The organism is Myxococcus sp. CA039A (assembly GCF_013336645.1).
Classification (GTDB): Bacteria; Myxococcota; Myxococcia; order Myxococcales; family Myxococcaceae; genus Myxococcus; species Myxococcus llanfairpwllgwyngyllgogerychwyrndrobwllllantysiliogogogochensis.
Genome location: NZ_JABUMQ010000114.1, coordinates 1 through 15,843 on the forward strand (window position 1 = coordinate 1; position 15,843 = coordinate 15,843).

14 protein-coding genes are annotated in these 15,843 nt (G+C 69.3%); 5 read left to right on the forward strand and 9 right to left on the reverse strand.

Annotated features, from left to right (window positions below):
• The 3 genes from HR086_RS20105 to fusA all read right to left on the reverse strand — a co-directional run.
• Positions 1-786 (reverse strand): DUF4114 domain-containing protein (locus HR086_RS20105; RefSeq protein ID WP_174466416.1); only part of this gene is annotated, 786 nt, incomplete at its 3' end.
• Between the two features lie 103 nt (positions 787-889).
• Complete coding sequence (locus HR086_RS20110; protein ID WP_174457213.1) at positions 890-2,818, reverse strand: ABC-F family ATP-binding cassette domain-containing protein; 1,929 nt, start codon at positions 2,816-2,818, stop codon at positions 890-892.
• A gap of 86 nt (positions 2,819-2,904) precedes the next feature.
• Positions 2,905-5,019, reverse strand: coding sequence for an elongation factor G (gene fusA / locus HR086_RS20115; RefSeq protein WP_174457212.1), 2,115 nt, complete (start codon positions 5,017-5,019; stop codon positions 2,905-2,907).
• Positions 5,020-5,232: 213 nt separating this feature from the next.
• Here fusA and HR086_RS20120 point away from each other — a divergent pair, with 213 nt between their 5' ends.
• A complete protein-coding gene (locus HR086_RS20120; protein ID WP_174457211.1) occupies positions 5,233-5,595 on the forward strand; it encodes a nuclear transport factor 2 family protein in 363 nt (120 codons plus the stop codon).
• Between the two features lie 57 nt (positions 5,596-5,652).
• Positions 5,653-5,979: a hypothetical protein gene (locus HR086_RS20125; protein WP_141645973.1), complete on the forward strand. Its 327-nt coding sequence runs from the start codon at positions 5,653-5,655 to the stop codon at positions 5,977-5,979.
• 3 nt (positions 5,980-5,982) lie between these two features.
• Here HR086_RS20125 and sthA read toward each other — a convergent pair whose 3' ends face one another.
• The 4 genes from sthA to HR086_RS20145 form a co-directional block, all read right to left on the reverse strand.
• The gene (gene sthA, locus HR086_RS20130; protein ID WP_141645972.1) at positions 5,983-7,389 is read right to left on the reverse strand and encodes a Si-specific NAD(P)(+) transhydrogenase; all 1,407 of its coding nucleotides are present in this window, start codon (positions 7,387-7,389) and stop codon (positions 5,983-5,985) included.
• Between the two features lie 36 nt (positions 7,390-7,425).
• Complete coding sequence (locus tag HR086_RS20135; protein ID WP_174466417.1) at positions 7,426-9,225, reverse strand: acyl-CoA thioester hydrolase/BAAT C-terminal domain-containing protein; 1,800 nt, start codon at positions 9,223-9,225, stop codon at positions 7,426-7,428.
• A gap of 94 nt (positions 9,226-9,319) precedes the next feature.
• Entirely contained in the window at positions 9,320-11,143 is a 1,824-nt protein-coding gene (locus HR086_RS20140; protein ID WP_254626398.1) for a right-handed parallel beta-helix repeat-containing protein, read from the reverse strand.
• Positions 11,144-11,254: 111 nt separating this feature from the next.
• Positions 11,255-12,061: a pseudouridine synthase gene (locus HR086_RS20145; protein ID WP_174461796.1), complete on the reverse strand. Its 807-nt coding sequence runs from the start codon at positions 12,059-12,061 to the stop codon at positions 11,255-11,257.
• 150 nt (positions 12,062-12,211) lie between these two features.
• Between HR086_RS20145 and HR086_RS20150 the strand changes: the two genes are divergently transcribed.
• Entirely contained in the window at positions 12,212-13,216 is a 1,005-nt protein-coding gene (locus HR086_RS20150; protein WP_174466418.1) for an alpha/beta hydrolase family protein, read from the forward strand.
• 5 nt (positions 13,217-13,221) lie between these two features.
• Here HR086_RS20150 and HR086_RS20155 read toward each other — a convergent pair whose 3' ends face one another.
• Entirely contained in the window at positions 13,222-13,446 is a 225-nt protein-coding gene (locus tag HR086_RS20155) for a hypothetical protein (protein WP_246137501.1), read from the reverse strand.
• A 127-nt stretch (positions 13,447-13,573) separates the two neighbouring features.
• On the opposite strand from HR086_RS20155, the gene HR086_RS20160 reads away from it, so the two are divergent.
• Together HR086_RS20160 and HR086_RS20165 are read left to right on the forward strand one after the other, a co-directional pair.
• Complete coding sequence (locus tag HR086_RS20160) at positions 13,574-14,572, forward strand: DUF1028 domain-containing protein (RefSeq protein WP_174457208.1); 999 nt, start codon at positions 13,574-13,576, stop codon at positions 14,570-14,572.
• A 124-nt stretch (positions 14,573-14,696) separates the two neighbouring features.
• Positions 14,697-14,933 (forward strand): hypothetical protein, encoded by a 237-nt coding sequence (locus HR086_RS20165; RefSeq protein WP_141645967.1) that lies wholly within the window; start codon positions 14,697-14,699, stop codon positions 14,931-14,933.
• Here the strand turns inward: HR086_RS20165 and HR086_RS20170 are convergent.
• Positions 14,930-15,652, reverse strand: coding sequence for an RNA methyltransferase (locus tag HR086_RS20170; RefSeq protein WP_174457207.1), 723 nt, complete (start codon positions 15,650-15,652; stop codon positions 14,930-14,932). The genes HR086_RS20165 and HR086_RS20170 overlap by 4 nt on opposite strands.
• Positions 15,653-15,843 lie beyond the last annotated feature (191 nt).

The following is a 15,843-nucleotide window of genomic DNA, read 5'->3' on the forward strand; positions in this document are numbered from 1 at the left end:
GGTGGGGGACTCGGGGCAGGGCTTGTCGGGGATGCTCGGGCCTGAAGGGTCCGTGCCCGTCGCGGGGTTGCTGGTGACGGAAACGATGAGGTCGGAGAAGTTGTTGTTGGCCTGCTCGTGGGCGCGGTCGAAGTCCTCGAAGGCCAGCACGCGCCGCTGCGCGCCCGGGTGGTAGAGCGAGACGAGGTGCCGGCGCTGCGACGCGAGGGGCTCCGGATTCAGCGCATCCACCGAGTAGTAGGTCGTCCGGCCGTAGTCGACCTGGCCCCAATCCCAGCCGTTGGAGACAAGGAAGAAGCCAATCCGGGTGCCCGCGGGAAAGCGTCCCAGGCGCATGCGGTCACCCGGTGACAGCGTGCCCCCGGAGCCCCAGGCGGAGGCGTTGCCGAAGACGAGGTGCTTCTGCAGGCCCACCGTCGTGGTGGGCGGGCTGCTCTCCGGATAGGTGAAGTAGCCGAAGGCGTTCAGGAACGTCGCGGCCTCCGACACGAAGGTCACCCAGACATCCGACTCCGCGACGACGCGCACGTTGGGGTCGAAGCTCGACGACAGGTACTCCGGATGGTGCACCAGGACGGACTGTCCTTCGGGCAGCGCCAGCTGGATGTCCTGGAGGAAGTCCGCGGGAAGGCTCTCCGGCGGTGCCTCCTCCACGGCGGCGCGGGATGTGGCCAGGGCGGGCGGCGCGGATTCCAGGCTCGCCTCCTCCGAATGACAGCCCCACGCCAGCAACAGACACAACGGTGGCAGCACCCGGCGCACCGGGCGGTACGAAATGAAAGACATGTCAGGGGACTCCCTGGAGGGAAGGGATGGCTCCGCGAGAGCCCCTGGATTGAATGGCAAACTTCGCGTGCCGGCAATTCCGGCCGCGCATGGAATGGAGCGGCTAGGCCGAGCCGGCCGCGAGGTCCTGGAGGACCTGCCAGCGCGCGTAGAGGCGGTCGATGTCGGCGATGGCGCCGTCGAGCTCCTTCTGCACCTCCGCCACCTTGCCGCTCTTGCTGTAGATGGTCGGGTCGGCGAGCTGGACCTCCAGCTCCGCCTTGCGCTTCTCGGCCACTTCGATGGTGGCTTCCATACCGTCCAGCTCGCGCTGGTCCTTGTAGGAGAGCTTGACCGCCTTGCGCGCCTCCGGCTTCGCCGCGGGAAGGGGGGCGACGGGGGCGGGCTCGTCCTTCTTCGGCGCGCCCTTCGCGGCCATGGCATCCGACTGCTCCTTCAGCCGCCGGTACATCGCGTAGTTGCCCTCGTAGCGCGTGACGCGGCCGTTGCCGTCGAACGTCACGATGCTGGTGGCCACCTTGTCGAGGAAGTACCGGTCGTGCGTGACGAGCAGCGTGCTGCCACCGAAGTCCAGCAGCAGCCGCTCCAGCACGTTGAGCGTGACGATGTCCAAATCGTTGGTGGGCTCGTCCAGCACCAGCACGTTGGCGCCCTCCAGGAACAGGCGCGCCAGGAGCAGCCGGTTGCGCTCGCCGCCCGACAGCGCCTTCACCTTCATCCGCTGCATGGGCACGGGGAAGAGCAGGTCGTCCAGGTAGTCGCGCAGCGCGACCTTCTGGTCGCCCAGGTCCACCCAGTCCTCGCCCTGCGAGGCCGCGTCGTACACCGTCATCTCCGGGTCCAACTGCGCCCGGTTCTGGTCGTAGTACGCGACCTTGGTGTTCTTCCCGATGACGAGCTTGCCGCCGTCCGGAGGCAGCTCCCCCAGGATGACGCGCAGGAAGGTCGTCTTGCCCACGCCGTTGGGGCCGACGAGGCCCACGCGCTCGCCGCGCTGGAGCCGGAAGTCCACGCCCTGCAGCACCTTGCGCTCACCGAAGGACTTCTGGAGCCCCTCCGACTCGATGACGGTGTGGCCCAGCCGGGGCGCGGCAATCACACGCAGGTCGGCGACCTTGGGGCGCTGGAAGCCCTTCTCCGCCATCAGCTTCTGTGCCCGGTCGATGCGCGACTTGCTCTTGGTGCGCCGCGCCTCGGGGCCCCGGCGCAGCCACGCGACTTCCTGGGCAATCCACCGCTCGCGCTTGTGCTGCGAGACTTCGGCGTTCTCCTGCGCCACCAGCTTCTGCTCCAGGTACGCCTGGTAGTTGCCCGGATAGGACGTGACGCCGCCGCCCGGCTGGATTTCGACGATGCGGTCCACCAGCCCATCCAGGAAGTACCGGTCGTGCGTGACGAGCAGGAGCGAGCCGGGCAGCTTGTCCAGCTCCTCCTCCAGCCAGTCCACCGTGTCCGCGTCCAGGTGGTTGGTGGGCTCGTCCAACAGCAGCATGTCCGGCCGCGTGAGGAGCGCCCGGGCAATGGCCACGCGCTTGCGCAGGCCTCCCGACAGCTGCGCCACCGGGCGGTCCCAGTCCTTCACGCCCAGCCTGTCGAGCAGCGTCTTGGCGTGGTGCTCGGTGTCCCAGCCGCCCAGCTGTTCGATGCGGTCCGACACCACGGCGAGCTGCTCCATCAGCTTCTCGTGGGCCTCCGGGGGAGAGGCCTCCAGCTTCAGCGCGAGCTCCGCCTGGGCGGCCATCGCCTCGCGCAGGGGGCCCTGGGCCACGGACAGCTCCGAGGCCACCGTGGCGCCCTCGGCGAACTCCGGCTCCTGGGGCAGGTAGGTGACGCGGGCGCCACGGCGCAACTGCAGCTCGCCCGTGTCGGGCTTCGCCGCGCCCGCGAGGATCTTCATCAGCGACGTCTTGCCGGAGCCATTCACGCCCACCAGGCCCACGCGCTCACCCTCTTCGATGGTGACGGTGAGGCCCTGGAAGACGGTGCGACTGCCGAAGCTGAGCTGGACGTTGGCGGCACGAAGCAGCGTCACGGTGTTCTGACTCCTGAAAAGGCGAAAGGCGCCCCTCACTGATGAGGAGCGCCTTCCTTACAACCTCGACGTCGCGGTGGCGCGGACTACTTGCGCGCCGCCTGCTCGGCCGCGAGCTTCTCCTTGTACTGCGCCATCAGGGCCTCGGCCTCGTTGCGCGGCACCGGCGTGTACTTGGCGAACTCCATGGTGAACTCGCCCTTGCCCTGCGTCGCCGAGCGAAGGTCCGTGGAGTAGCCGAACATCGCGTTCAGCGGAACCTCGGCCACCGCAGTCACCTGGCCCTCGGCCGTCTCCGTGGAGAGGATGGTGCCACGGCGCTGGTTGAGCTGACCGACGACGGAGCCCTGGAAGTCCTCGGGCGCCGTGACTTCCACCTTCATCATCGGCTCGAGGATGATGGGCTTGGCGGCGGCGTAGCCCTCGCGGAAGCCCATGATGGCGGCCGTCTTGAACGCCATTTCGGACGAGTCAACCGCGTGGAACGCGCCGTCGTTGATGACCACGCGCAACCCGACGACGGGGAAGCCGATGAGGCTGCCCTTCTTGATGGCCTCGTTGAAGCCCTTCTCGCACGCGGGGATGAACTCGCGGGGGATGGAGCCACCGACGATGTCATCGACGAACTCGTACTGCTGCACCGCGTCCGAGGGCAGGGGCTCGATGTAGCCGCACACGCGCGCGAACTGACCGGAGCCGCCGGTCTGCTTCTTGTGCGTGTAGAAGAACTCGCCCTTCTGGCTGATGGTCTCGCGGTACGCCACCTGCGGCTTACCGGCCTGGACCTCGCACTGGTACTCGCGCTTCATGCGCTCGATGTAGATCTCCAGGTGCAGCTCACCCATGCCGCGGATGATGGTCTGCCCGGACTCTTCATCGCGGTGCACGCGGAAGGTGGGGTCTTCCTTGGTGAAGCGGTTGAGCGCCTTGGAGAAGTTGGCCAGGGCGGAGCGGTCCTTGGGCGCCACGGCGAGCGAAATCACCGCGTCCGGGACGTGCATGGACGTCATCGTGTAGTTCACCGTTCCATCGGTGAACGTGTCGCCGGAGGCGCACTCGACGCCGAACAGCGCGACGATGTCGCCGGCCGTCGCGTCGTTGATGTCGTCCATCTTGTTGGAGTTCATCCGGACGATGCGCGGAACCTTGACCTTCTTCTGGTTCACCTGGTTGAAGATGAAGTCACCCTTGGTGACGCGGCCCTGGTAGATGCGCATGTACGTCAGCTGCCCGTAGCGGCCGTCTTCCAGCTTGAACGCCAGACCGACGAAGGGCTTCTCCGGGTCGGACTCGAGGATGACCTTCGCCTCGTTGTTCTTCTGGTCCAGCGCCTCGTTGGTCGCCTCCTTGGGGTTCGGGAGGAAACCGCAGACCGCGTTCAGGAGCAGCTGCACGCCCTTGTTCTTGTAGGCGGAGCCGCACATGACCGGCGTCATCTTCAGGGCGATGGTGGCCCGGCGGACGGCGGCGGTGATCATGTCGTTCGGGATGGCGGCGTCGGACAGGAACAGCTCACCGAGCTGGTCGTCGACCTCGGCCACGCCTTCGATCATCTGCTGACGACGGACCTTGGCCTCGTCCAGCATGTCCGCGGGGATCTCCTCCTCGCGGACGATCTCACCGTTCTCACCGTCGAAGTAGAACGCCCTCATCTGGATGAGGTCGATGAGGCCCTTGAAGCGGTCCTCGGCGCCGATGGGGTACTGGAGCTTCACCGGGTGGTGGTTCAGCTTCTCCTTCAGCTGCGCGGCCACGCGGTCATAGTTCGCGCCGGCGCGGTCCATCTTGTTGACGAACGCGATGCGCGGAACGCGATAGCGCTTCATCTGCCGGTCCACGGTGATGGACTGGGACTGCACGCCCGACACCGAACAGAGGACGAGGATGGCGCCGTCGAGAACGCGCAGGGAGCGCTCCACCTCGATGGTGAAGTCCACGTGTCCCGGCGTGTCGATGAGGTTGATGTTGAACTCACCCCACATCGCGTACGTCGCGGCGGACTGGATGGTGATGCCCTTCTCACGCTCCAGATCCATCGAGTCCATGACCGCGCCCACGCCGTCCTTGCCGCGGACCTCGTGGATCTCATGGATCTTGCCCGTATAGAACAGGATGCGCTCGGAGAGCGTCGTCTTGCCCGAGTCGATGTGGGCAGAGATACCAATGTTACGAATCTTGTCGATGGGTGCGTTGGCGGCCACGATCCGGTCCTTCTTCTCTTGAAAGTGCCTGAGGGAACAGAGCAGGCGGGGCCCTTACTTCCCACGGGACTTGGTTTCCAGCCAAATCCGCATGACGGTGGGGTCCTATACTCCCACCTTTGTCTACAGATTCGGCCCACCTTATATACAGGGCGACCGGTCTCCCCGCTGCGCGGAGGGGCCGATCTGAATTCTTCCGAGGGTACCTAAACCATGAGTGCGAGCGAAAACTTCTCCGTGGCCAGAGCCTGGCTGCACGCCTTCAACGCCCACGACGTGGAGGCGCTGGTGGCGCTGTACGCCGAGGACTGCACCCACACGTCCCCCAAGATTCGGGTGCTGCATCCGGAGACCGGGGGGCAGCTGGTGGGGCGCTCGGCCCTGGGGAAGTGGTGGAGGGAGGCCATCGCCCGGCTGCCTGGCCTGCGCTACGAGGAGACGGCGCTGACGGCGGACGGAGAGCGCGTCTTCATGGAGTACCTGCGCCATGCGCCCGGCGAGGCGCCCATGCCGGTGGCGGAGGTGCTGGAGGTGCGCGGGGGCCGGATTGTCGCCTCGCGCGTGTACCACGGCTGAAACGGCCCCTGGCGCTGGGAATGGGCTAGGGTGGCGCGGCTCCAGAGGAGGACGGACGTGGCGACGAACCCCAGCGCTTTCGACAAGGACTTCGGCTACCTGCTGCCCTTCCTGGACAAGGTCGCCGCCGCCGCGGCCGAGCTTCCGGAGGGCTCCGCTCGCGAGGAGCTGACGCGGTTGATGGCGGAGGAGAAGGTCCGCTGGCAGCGCGCCCGGGAGCTGCTTCGCGGTGCCGCCGGGACAGTCGTGGACAGCGGGGCCGCGCCGCGCGCGCTGGCCCGGTCCTCCGCGGACGAGGTCCACGAGACGGCGCCGAGCCCCTCGGGGCTCACCGTGGGCAGTCTGAAGAGCGTGGGGAGCGTGAATCCTCCCCGCCGCCGCTGAGCCTCAGACGGTGCCGTGCTTGAGGTGGTCCAGCGCGTCGAACGTGGCCGCCTTGTAGGCCTCCGACAGCGTCGGGTAGTTGAAGCAGGTCTCGATGAACAGCCGCGCGGTGGAGCCGGTGAGCATCGCCACCAGCCCCACGTGCACCAGCTCCGAGGCCTGTTCTCCGATGACGTGCACGCCCAGGAGCTTCAGGCTCTCGCGGTGGAAGAGCAGCTTCAACAGGCCGTACATCTCTCCGATGATCTGCCCGCGCGGGTTGGTGGCGAAGGCGGCGCGGCCGGCCACGTAGGGCACCCGCTTCGCGCGCAGCCCCTCTTCCGTTTCCCCGGCCATGGAGACTTCGGGGATGGTGTAGATGCCGTAGGGCAGCACCGTGGCCAGGGCCTGCGGGCCTTCCAGCGTGAAGGCGTGCTCCACGGCGATGCGCGCCTGGTCCATGGAGGTGGAGGCCAGGGCGGGAAAGCCGATGACGTCGCCCACCGCGTAGATGTGGGGCACCGCCGTCTGGAAGCTGGGGCCCACCTCCACCTGTCCGCGAGCGCCCAGCTTCACGCCGATGTCCTGTAGCCCCAGGCCCGAGGTGTTCGCCGAGCGACCGGAGGCCACCAGCACCTGGTCGGTGTCCACCTCCTCCCCGGAGGAGAGCGTCAGGCGGATGGGCACCTCGCACGCGGCGGGCACGTCCACCTTCTCCACCGTCTGGCCGAAGCGCAGGCGGATGCCGAGCGCCTCCATGCGCTGGGCGAGCAGCGCGGAGATTTCGTCGTCGAGGAAGGGCAGCACCTCGGGCTTCACCTCCACCAGCGTCACGGGGATGCCCAGCGCGGCGAACATGCACGCGTACTCGCAGCCGATGACGCCGCCGCCCACGACGACGAGCGAGCTGGGGAGCCGTCCAATCTCCAGCACCTCGTCCGAGTCGTGCACGCGGATGTCGCCGAAGGGATACAGCGGAGGCCGGTACGGGGAAGAGCCGGTGGCGACGAGGATGACGGAGCCGGTGAGCAGGAGGTCCTCCGCGCCCTTTCGGCACACCCGCACGGTGTGCGCGTCCACGAACGAGCCGACGCCTTGCAACACCTGGACGCCATGCTTCTGGAGGTTGTGGCCAATGCGCTCGCGCTCCATGCCCTTCACGCGGCGCTCGCGGTAGAGGAAGTCGGAGACGGTGGCCTCGTGGCGCAGCGTGGTCTCCACGCTGTAGAGGCCTCGGGCCTTGAGGCCGGACAGGTGCAGCGCCGTCTCGCGGAGCGTCTTCGAGGGCAGCGTGCCGGTGTTCGCCGCCGTGCCGCCCAGCACCGACTCCCGTTCCACCACCGCGACGCGCTTGCCCGCCATCGCGGCCTGCACCGCGCCCCACTCGCCGGCCGGGCCGGAACCAATCACCACCAGGTCAAAGTCCACCATGGGGCGAAGGTACGCGAGGCCACGCGACCTTTGAAGTCACGGAAGGAGATGTTCCTCGAAGAAGAGGGCCGTCTTGCGCATCGCCTCGCGCGAGTCCTCCACGTCGTCCGTCAACTCGAAGCCGTGGTGACCCTCCGGAAGCTCCATCAGCGTGAGGGGGGCCCCTCGGCTCCGGGCCTCCTTCACGAAGTCGTCGAGGGCGGCGTTGAGCGGAGGAGTGTCCAGGCCTGCGCGCAGCACGAGCAGCGGCGGCACCTTCTTGGCGTTCGCCGCCTTCAGGCCGTCCATGGGCCCGAGGCCTCGGGGCACGTCCGGGCCTCCGAGCAGGGGGTACCACGCCACCGCGCAGCGCAACCAGGCGGGAGGCGCCTTGCTCAGCGCGGGAGACAGCCCCCAGAGCCCTCCGGCGGACATGGCCATGAGGCAGACGCGGTCCGCGTCGAGCGGCTCCGTCGCCGCCTGCTTGCGCACGAAGGCCAGCGCCGCGTCCACGCGCTTCTGGAGGTCGGCGACGCGTGTGAGCCACTGGGACTTCTCGATGCCCGTGGACGGGGAGCCCAGCTCCACCAGCGCCACCGCGAAGCCTTGTGTGGCCAGCCAGCGGGCCTGACCGGCGAAGGCGGGCAGGTCCCTCACGAGCGGGGTCAGGTCCGGGTGCAGCAGCCCATGGGCCAGCACGATGATGGGCACGCGTCCCTGGGACACCGCCTCCGGGATGTACAGGTCCAGCTTGTAGTCGCGGCCGCCCGCGCGCGTGTACGTGAGCGCCCGGCGGACCTGCACCTCCTCCATGCCGGGGATGGTGAGGACGGGCCGGGCCTTGGTCCACTCGGGCAGGGGGAGGCCCTGGAGCTCCGGAGGCATGGGGAGGGCAATCATCGGAGGGCCGAAGGCGGGCACCTCGCCGAAGCCCAGGTGCGTGCGCAGCCATTGGGCCCGGTCCCTGCGCGCGGCGTCGCCCAGCTCATGGCCTCCTTCGTAGACCTTGGCGAGCTTGGGCATCGTGGCCGCGTCGATGAACGTGTTGACCTGCGCGGCGGTGACCCAGGCGTCCGAGCGGCCATTCTGGAAGAAGAGTGCCCGGGGCGCCGCATGGCCCACCCCCACCACGCCGTCGAGCACCGCCATCTTCCGCACGAGCTTCGCGAAGTCCTCCTTGGACATCGCGTTGGCGAGCTGCTTCTCGTTGTCCAACTCCATCTCGCGGATGCTCTTGGAGTAGTCGCCCACGCCATTCATCAGGACGAAGGCGCGCAGCCGGGGCTCCACGCCCGCGAGGGCGCCGCCCACCATCGCGCCCATGCTGTGGCCCACGAAGCCCAGTCGCCGAGCGTCGACCTCCGGCCGCGAGGCGAGCAGGTCCACCGCGCGCCGCATGTCCACCAGCATTTGAAGGGACGAGTCGTAGATGGCCGCGCCCTTGAGCGAACCACGCCAGGGGGCCGGGCGGACATGGGGGGCATCGACCAGCAGCGACACCACGCCCGAGCGGGCCAGGGAGAGGGCCTCGTCGAGGAACTCGTTCTTCGAGCCTTGTCCCCAGTGCAGGAAGGTGAGGCCGGCGAATGGCCCGGGGCCCGGGGGCGTGACGAGGTAGGCGGGGACGCGTCCGCCCTTCGGGCTGGCGTACGTCAGCTCCGTCACCGTGATGTCGCCGCGCCGCTGCGCGCGGACCGTCTTCACGTCGAGCGGCGCCTTCGCGTCGTAGTCCGTCACGCTCCGCAGTTCGCCGAGGAGCGTCGCGGCGGCGGGCTCCTGCTCGGCTCGGGCCGAAGGAATGGTGAGCAGCGCCAGCAGGAGGACGAGGTAGCGCGGAGCGGGTCGATACCGGGTCATGGAAGCGCCTCGGCTTCGGACTGCGGGCCTCCCTGGAGTGGGAGGGAGGCCCGAGTCTGAGCCGTCCCCGCGCGAGCGCAAGTCTCGCGTGAGGTCAGGAGCGCGGGCCGTAGACGGGCAGGGGCGCTCCGACTTCGTAGGCCCCCAGGTCCGGCGCCGCGCCGCTGAAGCCGTCGTTGATGTTGGCGAGGGGCGCTCCCGCGTTCTCCACGGCCGAGCCCGTGCGCGGGCGCAGGTCGGGCGCGGCATACAGCGTCATCGGCGCGGCGGGGTAGGCGACGGACGCGGCGAAGACTCCGAGGTCCACCTGCACGGCGTTCTTTTCGGTGGTGCTGGCACGCAGGGCGCTCAGTCCCGTCAGGGCGCTGCCACCCCAGGTGGCGGTGAAGTTGCCGGACGTGGTGCCGAAGCCGTCGTGGTCCAGGTTGGCGCTCGCGGTGACCAGGTCGGGGATGTGGAGCACCCGCCCGTTGGCGTTGCCGCTGTTGTAGCCGTTGAAGGACCCGCCCGGTCCGCCGATGAACAGGTTGTTGCGCGAGTACAGGTTCGCCACGGGCCTGCCCGCGGTGATGCCGAGCCCGTCGCCATGCTTCACCACGGTGTTGTGCAGCAGCACGTCGCCCGAGCTGCCCCGGTACAGTTTGAAGGCGATGTGCACCGTGTTGTAGGCGGCGTTGCGGACGAAGTACGTGGGGCCGCCGAGGCTCGGCTGCGACGACAGGGCGATGAAGTTGTTGGTGAGGCGGTTGCCGACGATTCGGCAGTTGTGGAAGCAGAAGTCCGCCTCGACTCCATCGTCCGCGTTGCCGATGAGGTCGTTGTTGAGGATGTCGATGCTGTACTGGTCCACCGCGGCGTCGTCCTCCATCAAGGAGATGCCGTCGCGGAACCCGGTGACGCGGTTGTTGAGAATCACGTGGCCCGGGCCCGTGACGCAGATGCCCTCACCCTGGTTGTTGCCGTTGACGCCGAGCGAGGCCTCCGCCCATTGCGTGACACCTGTCACGACGTTGTCGGCGATATAGGCGTTCTCCGCGCGCAGGAAGGTGACGACGGCGTCGCCTCCGTTCGCGGTGGTGGCGTTGACGGTGGAGCGGGTGAGCACGAAGTGCTTCGAGCCGTTGAATCGGACGCGGCCGTTGATGGTGAGCCGGTCGAAGTGGACGTAGCTCTGGTTGAACAGGTTGATGGGGCCGGTGAGGATGGTGCCGGTGGTGCCGCGCAGGACGATGGGCTTGCCCTCGGTGCCGCTGCGAGACCAGTCGAACGCGCTGTATGTCCCCGCGCCCAGCTCGAGGATGTCGCCCGGCTGCGCGCCGGAGGCAACGGTGGCGAAGGTGGCGGGGGTCACCGCCTTGACGGGAGCACTCGCCATGGGGGTTGGCACCGCGCGCGTGGTCGCCGTCTCCGTCCGCGTGGTGGAGCCTCCGTCCGGGTCCGTGAGGGTGACCTCCAACTCGTAGCGCGTCCCGGGCTGGAGGCCGAACACGCTGCCGGAGTGGCGCGAGCCCCAGCTGAAGCCCTCGTTTGTTCCGGCCGGGATGCGGCGCAGCGGCAGGGCCTGCTGCCAGGTGCCCGTGCCGACGGGGCGGTAGCGGACGGAGACGACGCCGTTCGCGTTGGGGTCACCGGAGAAGGCCCACTCCACCGTCAGGTGGTGCAGCGTCGGGAAGGGGAGGGTGATGGCTCCAGGGACGGTGGCGTCGGCGCTGGTCGCCCCTCCGTCGGGGTTCGCCTGGGTACCTCCGTCGGGGTCCGGCTGGGAGCCGCTGTCCTCGCGCGTGCCTCCGTCGGGGAGCACGGAGCCATCGGGAGCGCCTGTTCCCGCGTCGTCCCCAGTGTCGTCGTCTCCTCCGCCACACGCGACGCAGAGAAGCAGCAGGACAGCGCAGGACCACTGCCGGATGAGAGCGTTCATGCGCCGGGATTCTGCCCGGAGCGAGGGCTCACCGCGAGAGAACCTGCTGTCGCGGGCGGTGTGGCACTTGCTGTCGGGGATGTGGGTGGCGCGAGCGAGCGCGCCGCGACGTCACTCGCTCGGTGGGGTGCGCCCCGAGTAGAGCAGGCCGTCGCGCACTTCCTCCTCGGTGAGGAGGCGGTAGGTCCCCTCGGGGATGTCGTTGAGCTCGATGCCACCCACGGCCTCGCGGTGGAGGGCGCGCACGGGGAGCCCCACGGCGCCGAGCATCCGCTTCACCTGGTGGTGTCGGCCCTCGGTGAGGGTGACCTCCACGGTGTGCTCGTCGCGGATGCGCACGGTGGCGGGGCGCGCGGGGCCGTCGTCGAGCGTCATCCCCTGGCGGAGGGGCTCCACGCGCGCTTCGTCGGGGGTGCTGAAGACGGTGGCCACGTAGCGCTTGGGCAGTTGCGTGTCAGGGGAGGTGGCGTGGGCGACGAACTTGTCGTCATTGCTGAAGAGCAAGAGGCCCGTGGAGTCCACGTCGAGGCGGCCCACCGCGTGCCACGTGTAGCCGGCCAGGTCCGGGGGCAACTGGCGCAGGAGCACCTCGAAGACGGTGCCGGTGCGGTGCTGGGACACGGTGGAGGACAGCACGCCCGCGGGCTTGTGGAAGGCGAGCACGCGCGTGGCGGGGGCCGACAGCGGGACGACCTTGCCATCCACGCGCACGACGGAGCCGGGGGGCACGGGGGCGAGGGGCATGAGCGCGACGCGAGCGTTGATGGTGACGCGGCCGGCGCGGATGGCGTCGTCGGCCTCCTTCTGGGGGAACACGCCTGCTCGGGCGAGCGCGCGCGACAGCCAGTCCGGCTTCTCCTTGCCCTCCCAGCGCTGGTGTTGCTGAGGGGCCTTGGGCTTGTCGTACTTGCGAGGCATGGGCTTCCAGGGGGCAGGTGACGCGAGGGCGGGTCGGGAGCACCGGGTGTCGTCGACCCGCCGCGAGGGCGGCGTCATATCATCACCAGTTCCCCGACGTGGCGCATCTCACCGCCGACGTCCGGGAGTGGCCGGCGTAGAGTCACGGGAATGACCTCGCGTGCCGGAACACCGCCTGTCCGGGATGAAACCCGGATGCATCCGCTGGATGGGTTCATCGCCTCGCTGGCGAGTCACTCGCTGTTCTGTGACGGCTGGGGGGACGAGCAGGCGTTCACGGGGCCGGGTCTGTCGGACCGGCTCTGCGCCCGGCCTGGCCCGCTCTCCATGAGCTGGGAGGCGGAGCAGTCGCGGGGGCGGCGTTGCTTCCGGGATGGCGCGTTCGACTCGCCCTGGGCGGCGCTGCCTCCGGAGGTCCGTCGCGGCAAGGTGCGGTGGTTCTCCTCCACGCGAGGTCGCGGGCGGGATGCGTGCGTGGTGCTGGCCTCGTCGCGGGACGAGGGATTCAGGCTCAGGACGTGGCTCTTCGCGCCGTTGGTCGACGAGGGCGTGGACTTGTTCTTCCTGGAGAATCCCTTCTACGGGACGCGCAGGGCGACAGGGCAGAAGGGGCCGCACATCCGCACGGTGAGCGAGCAGTTGAACATGAACATCGCGAGCATCGAGGAGGCGCGGGCGCTCGTGGCGCATGCGCGGCGGGAGGGCTACGAGCGCGTCGCGGTGGCGGGATACAGCATGGGTGGCTACATGGCGGCGCTCGCGGCGGCGACGATGCCGGAGCCCGTGGGAGTCGCGGCGCTCGCGGCGGGAGCGTCACCCGCGCCCGTGTTCACGAAGGGCGTGCACGGGCGCTCCATCGACTTCAAGAAGCTGGGAGGCTCGCCGGATGAAGCGGAGGCCCGGCTGCGACTCGCGACGATTCTGGACGCGGCGAATGCGTGTCTCTTGCCGCCGCCCGCGAAGCCGAGCGCCGCCGTCATCGTGGCGTGCGCGAGGGATGCCTTCGTGCCGTTGTCGGAGGCGCGAGCGCTTCACGCGCACTGGGCCGGAAGCGAGCTGCGCATCCTGGACGCGGGCCACATCTCCGCGCTCATCACCTCCGGGTCGGCGCTGCGCGGAGCGATTCGAGACGCGATCCATCGCTCCGGCGAGTGACCCCGCTACTCACGTCGAATCGTGTCCGGGTCCTCGCCCTCGGACATGCCCGGAGTCTTGCCCGGTTCATCCTCGGGTCTCCGCCGCTCTGCCTCTTGCTCGTCGCCCTCGGCCTTCCGCGGCGTGCGGCCTGGAGCCTCCTCCTCGCGCTCGTCCTTCCGGGGCTGGCCACCGCCGCGTCCCGGTTCATCGTCGCCCACCACCATCGACTCGTAGGGCATGTGATCCATGCGTGCTCCTCTCGCGGGTTCAGGACTCCTCCCGAAAGGTAGGGCCGTCCCCCGGGCGTGCCGCGCCGGGCCTTGCGGTCGCCCGCCCGCTCGCCCACCCTGCGCCTCCTCGCCCGCAGGAGCCGCCATGTCCCGCCTCGCCGCCTGTCTCGTCCTCCTCACGCTCCCCGCCGTCGCCGCCGAGCCAGCCCTCACCCCTCGCCGACCCGTCCACACCTACTCCATCGTCGCGAGAGACCCGGTGACGGGAGACCTGGGGGTCGCCGTCCAGTCCCACTGGTTCTCCGTGGGCGCCACCGTGCCCTGGGCCGAGGCCGGCGTCGGCGCTGTCGCCACCCAGTCGTTCGTGGACCCGTCCTACGGTCGTCTGGGCCTGGAGCTCATGCGCGCCGGACGCAGCGCTCCCGATGCCCTCAACGGTCTGCTCGCGGCGGACTCCGCCAGCAACGTGCGACAGGTCGCCATGGTCGACGCGCAGGGCCGCGTCTCCGCGCACACCGGCAGGAGCTGCATCGCCGCCGCCGGACACGTCGTGGGCGAAGGCTTCTCCGTCCAGGCCAACATGATGGACAAGGCCACCGTCTGGCCCGCGATGTCCCAGGCGTACCGCGACTCGAAGGGCGACCTGGCCGAGCGCATGCTCACCGCGCTCGAAGCCGCGGAAGCCCAGGGCGGCGACATCCGGGGCAAGCAATCCGCCGCCCTCATCGTCGTCTCCGCGAAGTCCACCGGCCGTCCCTGGCAGGACCGTCGCTTCGACCTGCGCATCGAGGACCACCCGGAACCTCTCAAGGAACTCCGTCGCCTCGTCACCCTCCAGCGCGCGTACAACTTCATGAACGAGGGAGACCTCGCCCTCGAGCACAAGGACACCGACGCGGCCCTCGCCGCGTACTCCTCGGCGGAGAAGCTCGCTCCCGGGAACATGGAGATGGTCTTCTGGCACGCCATCTCCCTCGTCGGCGTGGGCCGCGTGGATGAAGCCCTCCCGCTGCTCCAGCGCACGTACGCCGCCGATCCCCGGTGGCGGGAACTCGTCACCCGGCTGCCCGCTGCGGGGCTCCTCCCGGACGACCCGAAACTCCTCTCCCGGCTGACGGGCACGAAGCCGAAGCCCGCGAAGTGAATCGCGGACTCAGCCGCACAGGGAGCAGGGGCCCGAGCGTTGGGGATTCCTCTCGGTGGGACGGCGGGCGCGAGCGCTTGTGTCCACCGAGCGCGATGGAGAGGTTCTCAAGACGAGGACACCCATGCGCATCCCCCCGGCCCCATTGCTCGCGTTGCTCGTCCCGTTCATGGCGCTGGCACAGGTGCCTCAGGACGTGTCCCTCTCACCCGAGGAGTCCAGCGGTCCCAGCTACTGGTACTGGGTCGCGCTCCTCGTCATCGCCGCGGCCGTCTTCGCGTGGGTCTCGGTGCGCCTGTCACGCAGGCATCGAGGTCCGCCACCGACGTCGCGGCCACGACGCTCCACCCGCTCCGTCTAACCCGAGGGCCGGTGCTTGCGCAGCGTGTGCAGCGCGGCCAGCCACAGCCGCGCCTCCTTGCGCGTGAGTCGTGAGCGACGCAGTGGCGCGAAGAGGTCTCTCAAGGCCGTGCGCCCCGGCTGCTCGTCGATGAGGAATCCGCCCGAGCTGAGCACGCCCCCCAGCGTCGACTCCACCTGCGCCAGCTCCGTGTCCGTGGCCGCCACGGGCAGCGGACCCGGTGGCGGCGCGTGCTCCGCCAGCGTGGCCACGCGGACTTCATAGGCATACAGCAGCACGGCCTGCGCCAGGTTGATGGAAGGCTGCTCCGGCGCGGTGGGCACGGCCGACAGGTCGTGACAGCGCTCCACCTCCGCGTTGGTGAGCCCGCTGCGCTCATCTCCGAAGACGAGCGCCACCGTGCCCTGCGTCGCGCGAGTCACCAGCTCCTCACCCACCGAGCGCGGGGGCAGTCGTCGCTTGCCCTCCACCTTGCGCGAGCTGGTCCCCACCACCCAGACACAGTCGGCGATGGCTTCCTCCAGGGTGTCGGCGCGGCGGGCGCCGTCCAAAACATCCTCGGCATGGACCGCCAGCCGGCGCGCGGGCGTCAAATCCTCCACTTCGGGCGTCACCCACACCCAGTCCGAGAGGCCACAGTTCTTCAACGCCCGAGCAGCGGCACCCAGGTTCTCCGCGTTGCGCGGACGCATCAGGACGAAACGGACGGGCAGCACCATGCGCGGGGCACCTTAGCGTCTTCCGGGGCTCGGGCCTGGGCCGTTGACCCGGGCGCGGGGCCCCCCTATAGCGTGACGCCATCGACCGCCGGGTGAGGGCGCGGAGGCCACCGGGAGTGTGGCTCCGGGTACACCATGCGGGCTCGGGGACGCGTGGGGGCCGCGTCCCGGCCGTGTGCGTTCGACCACAC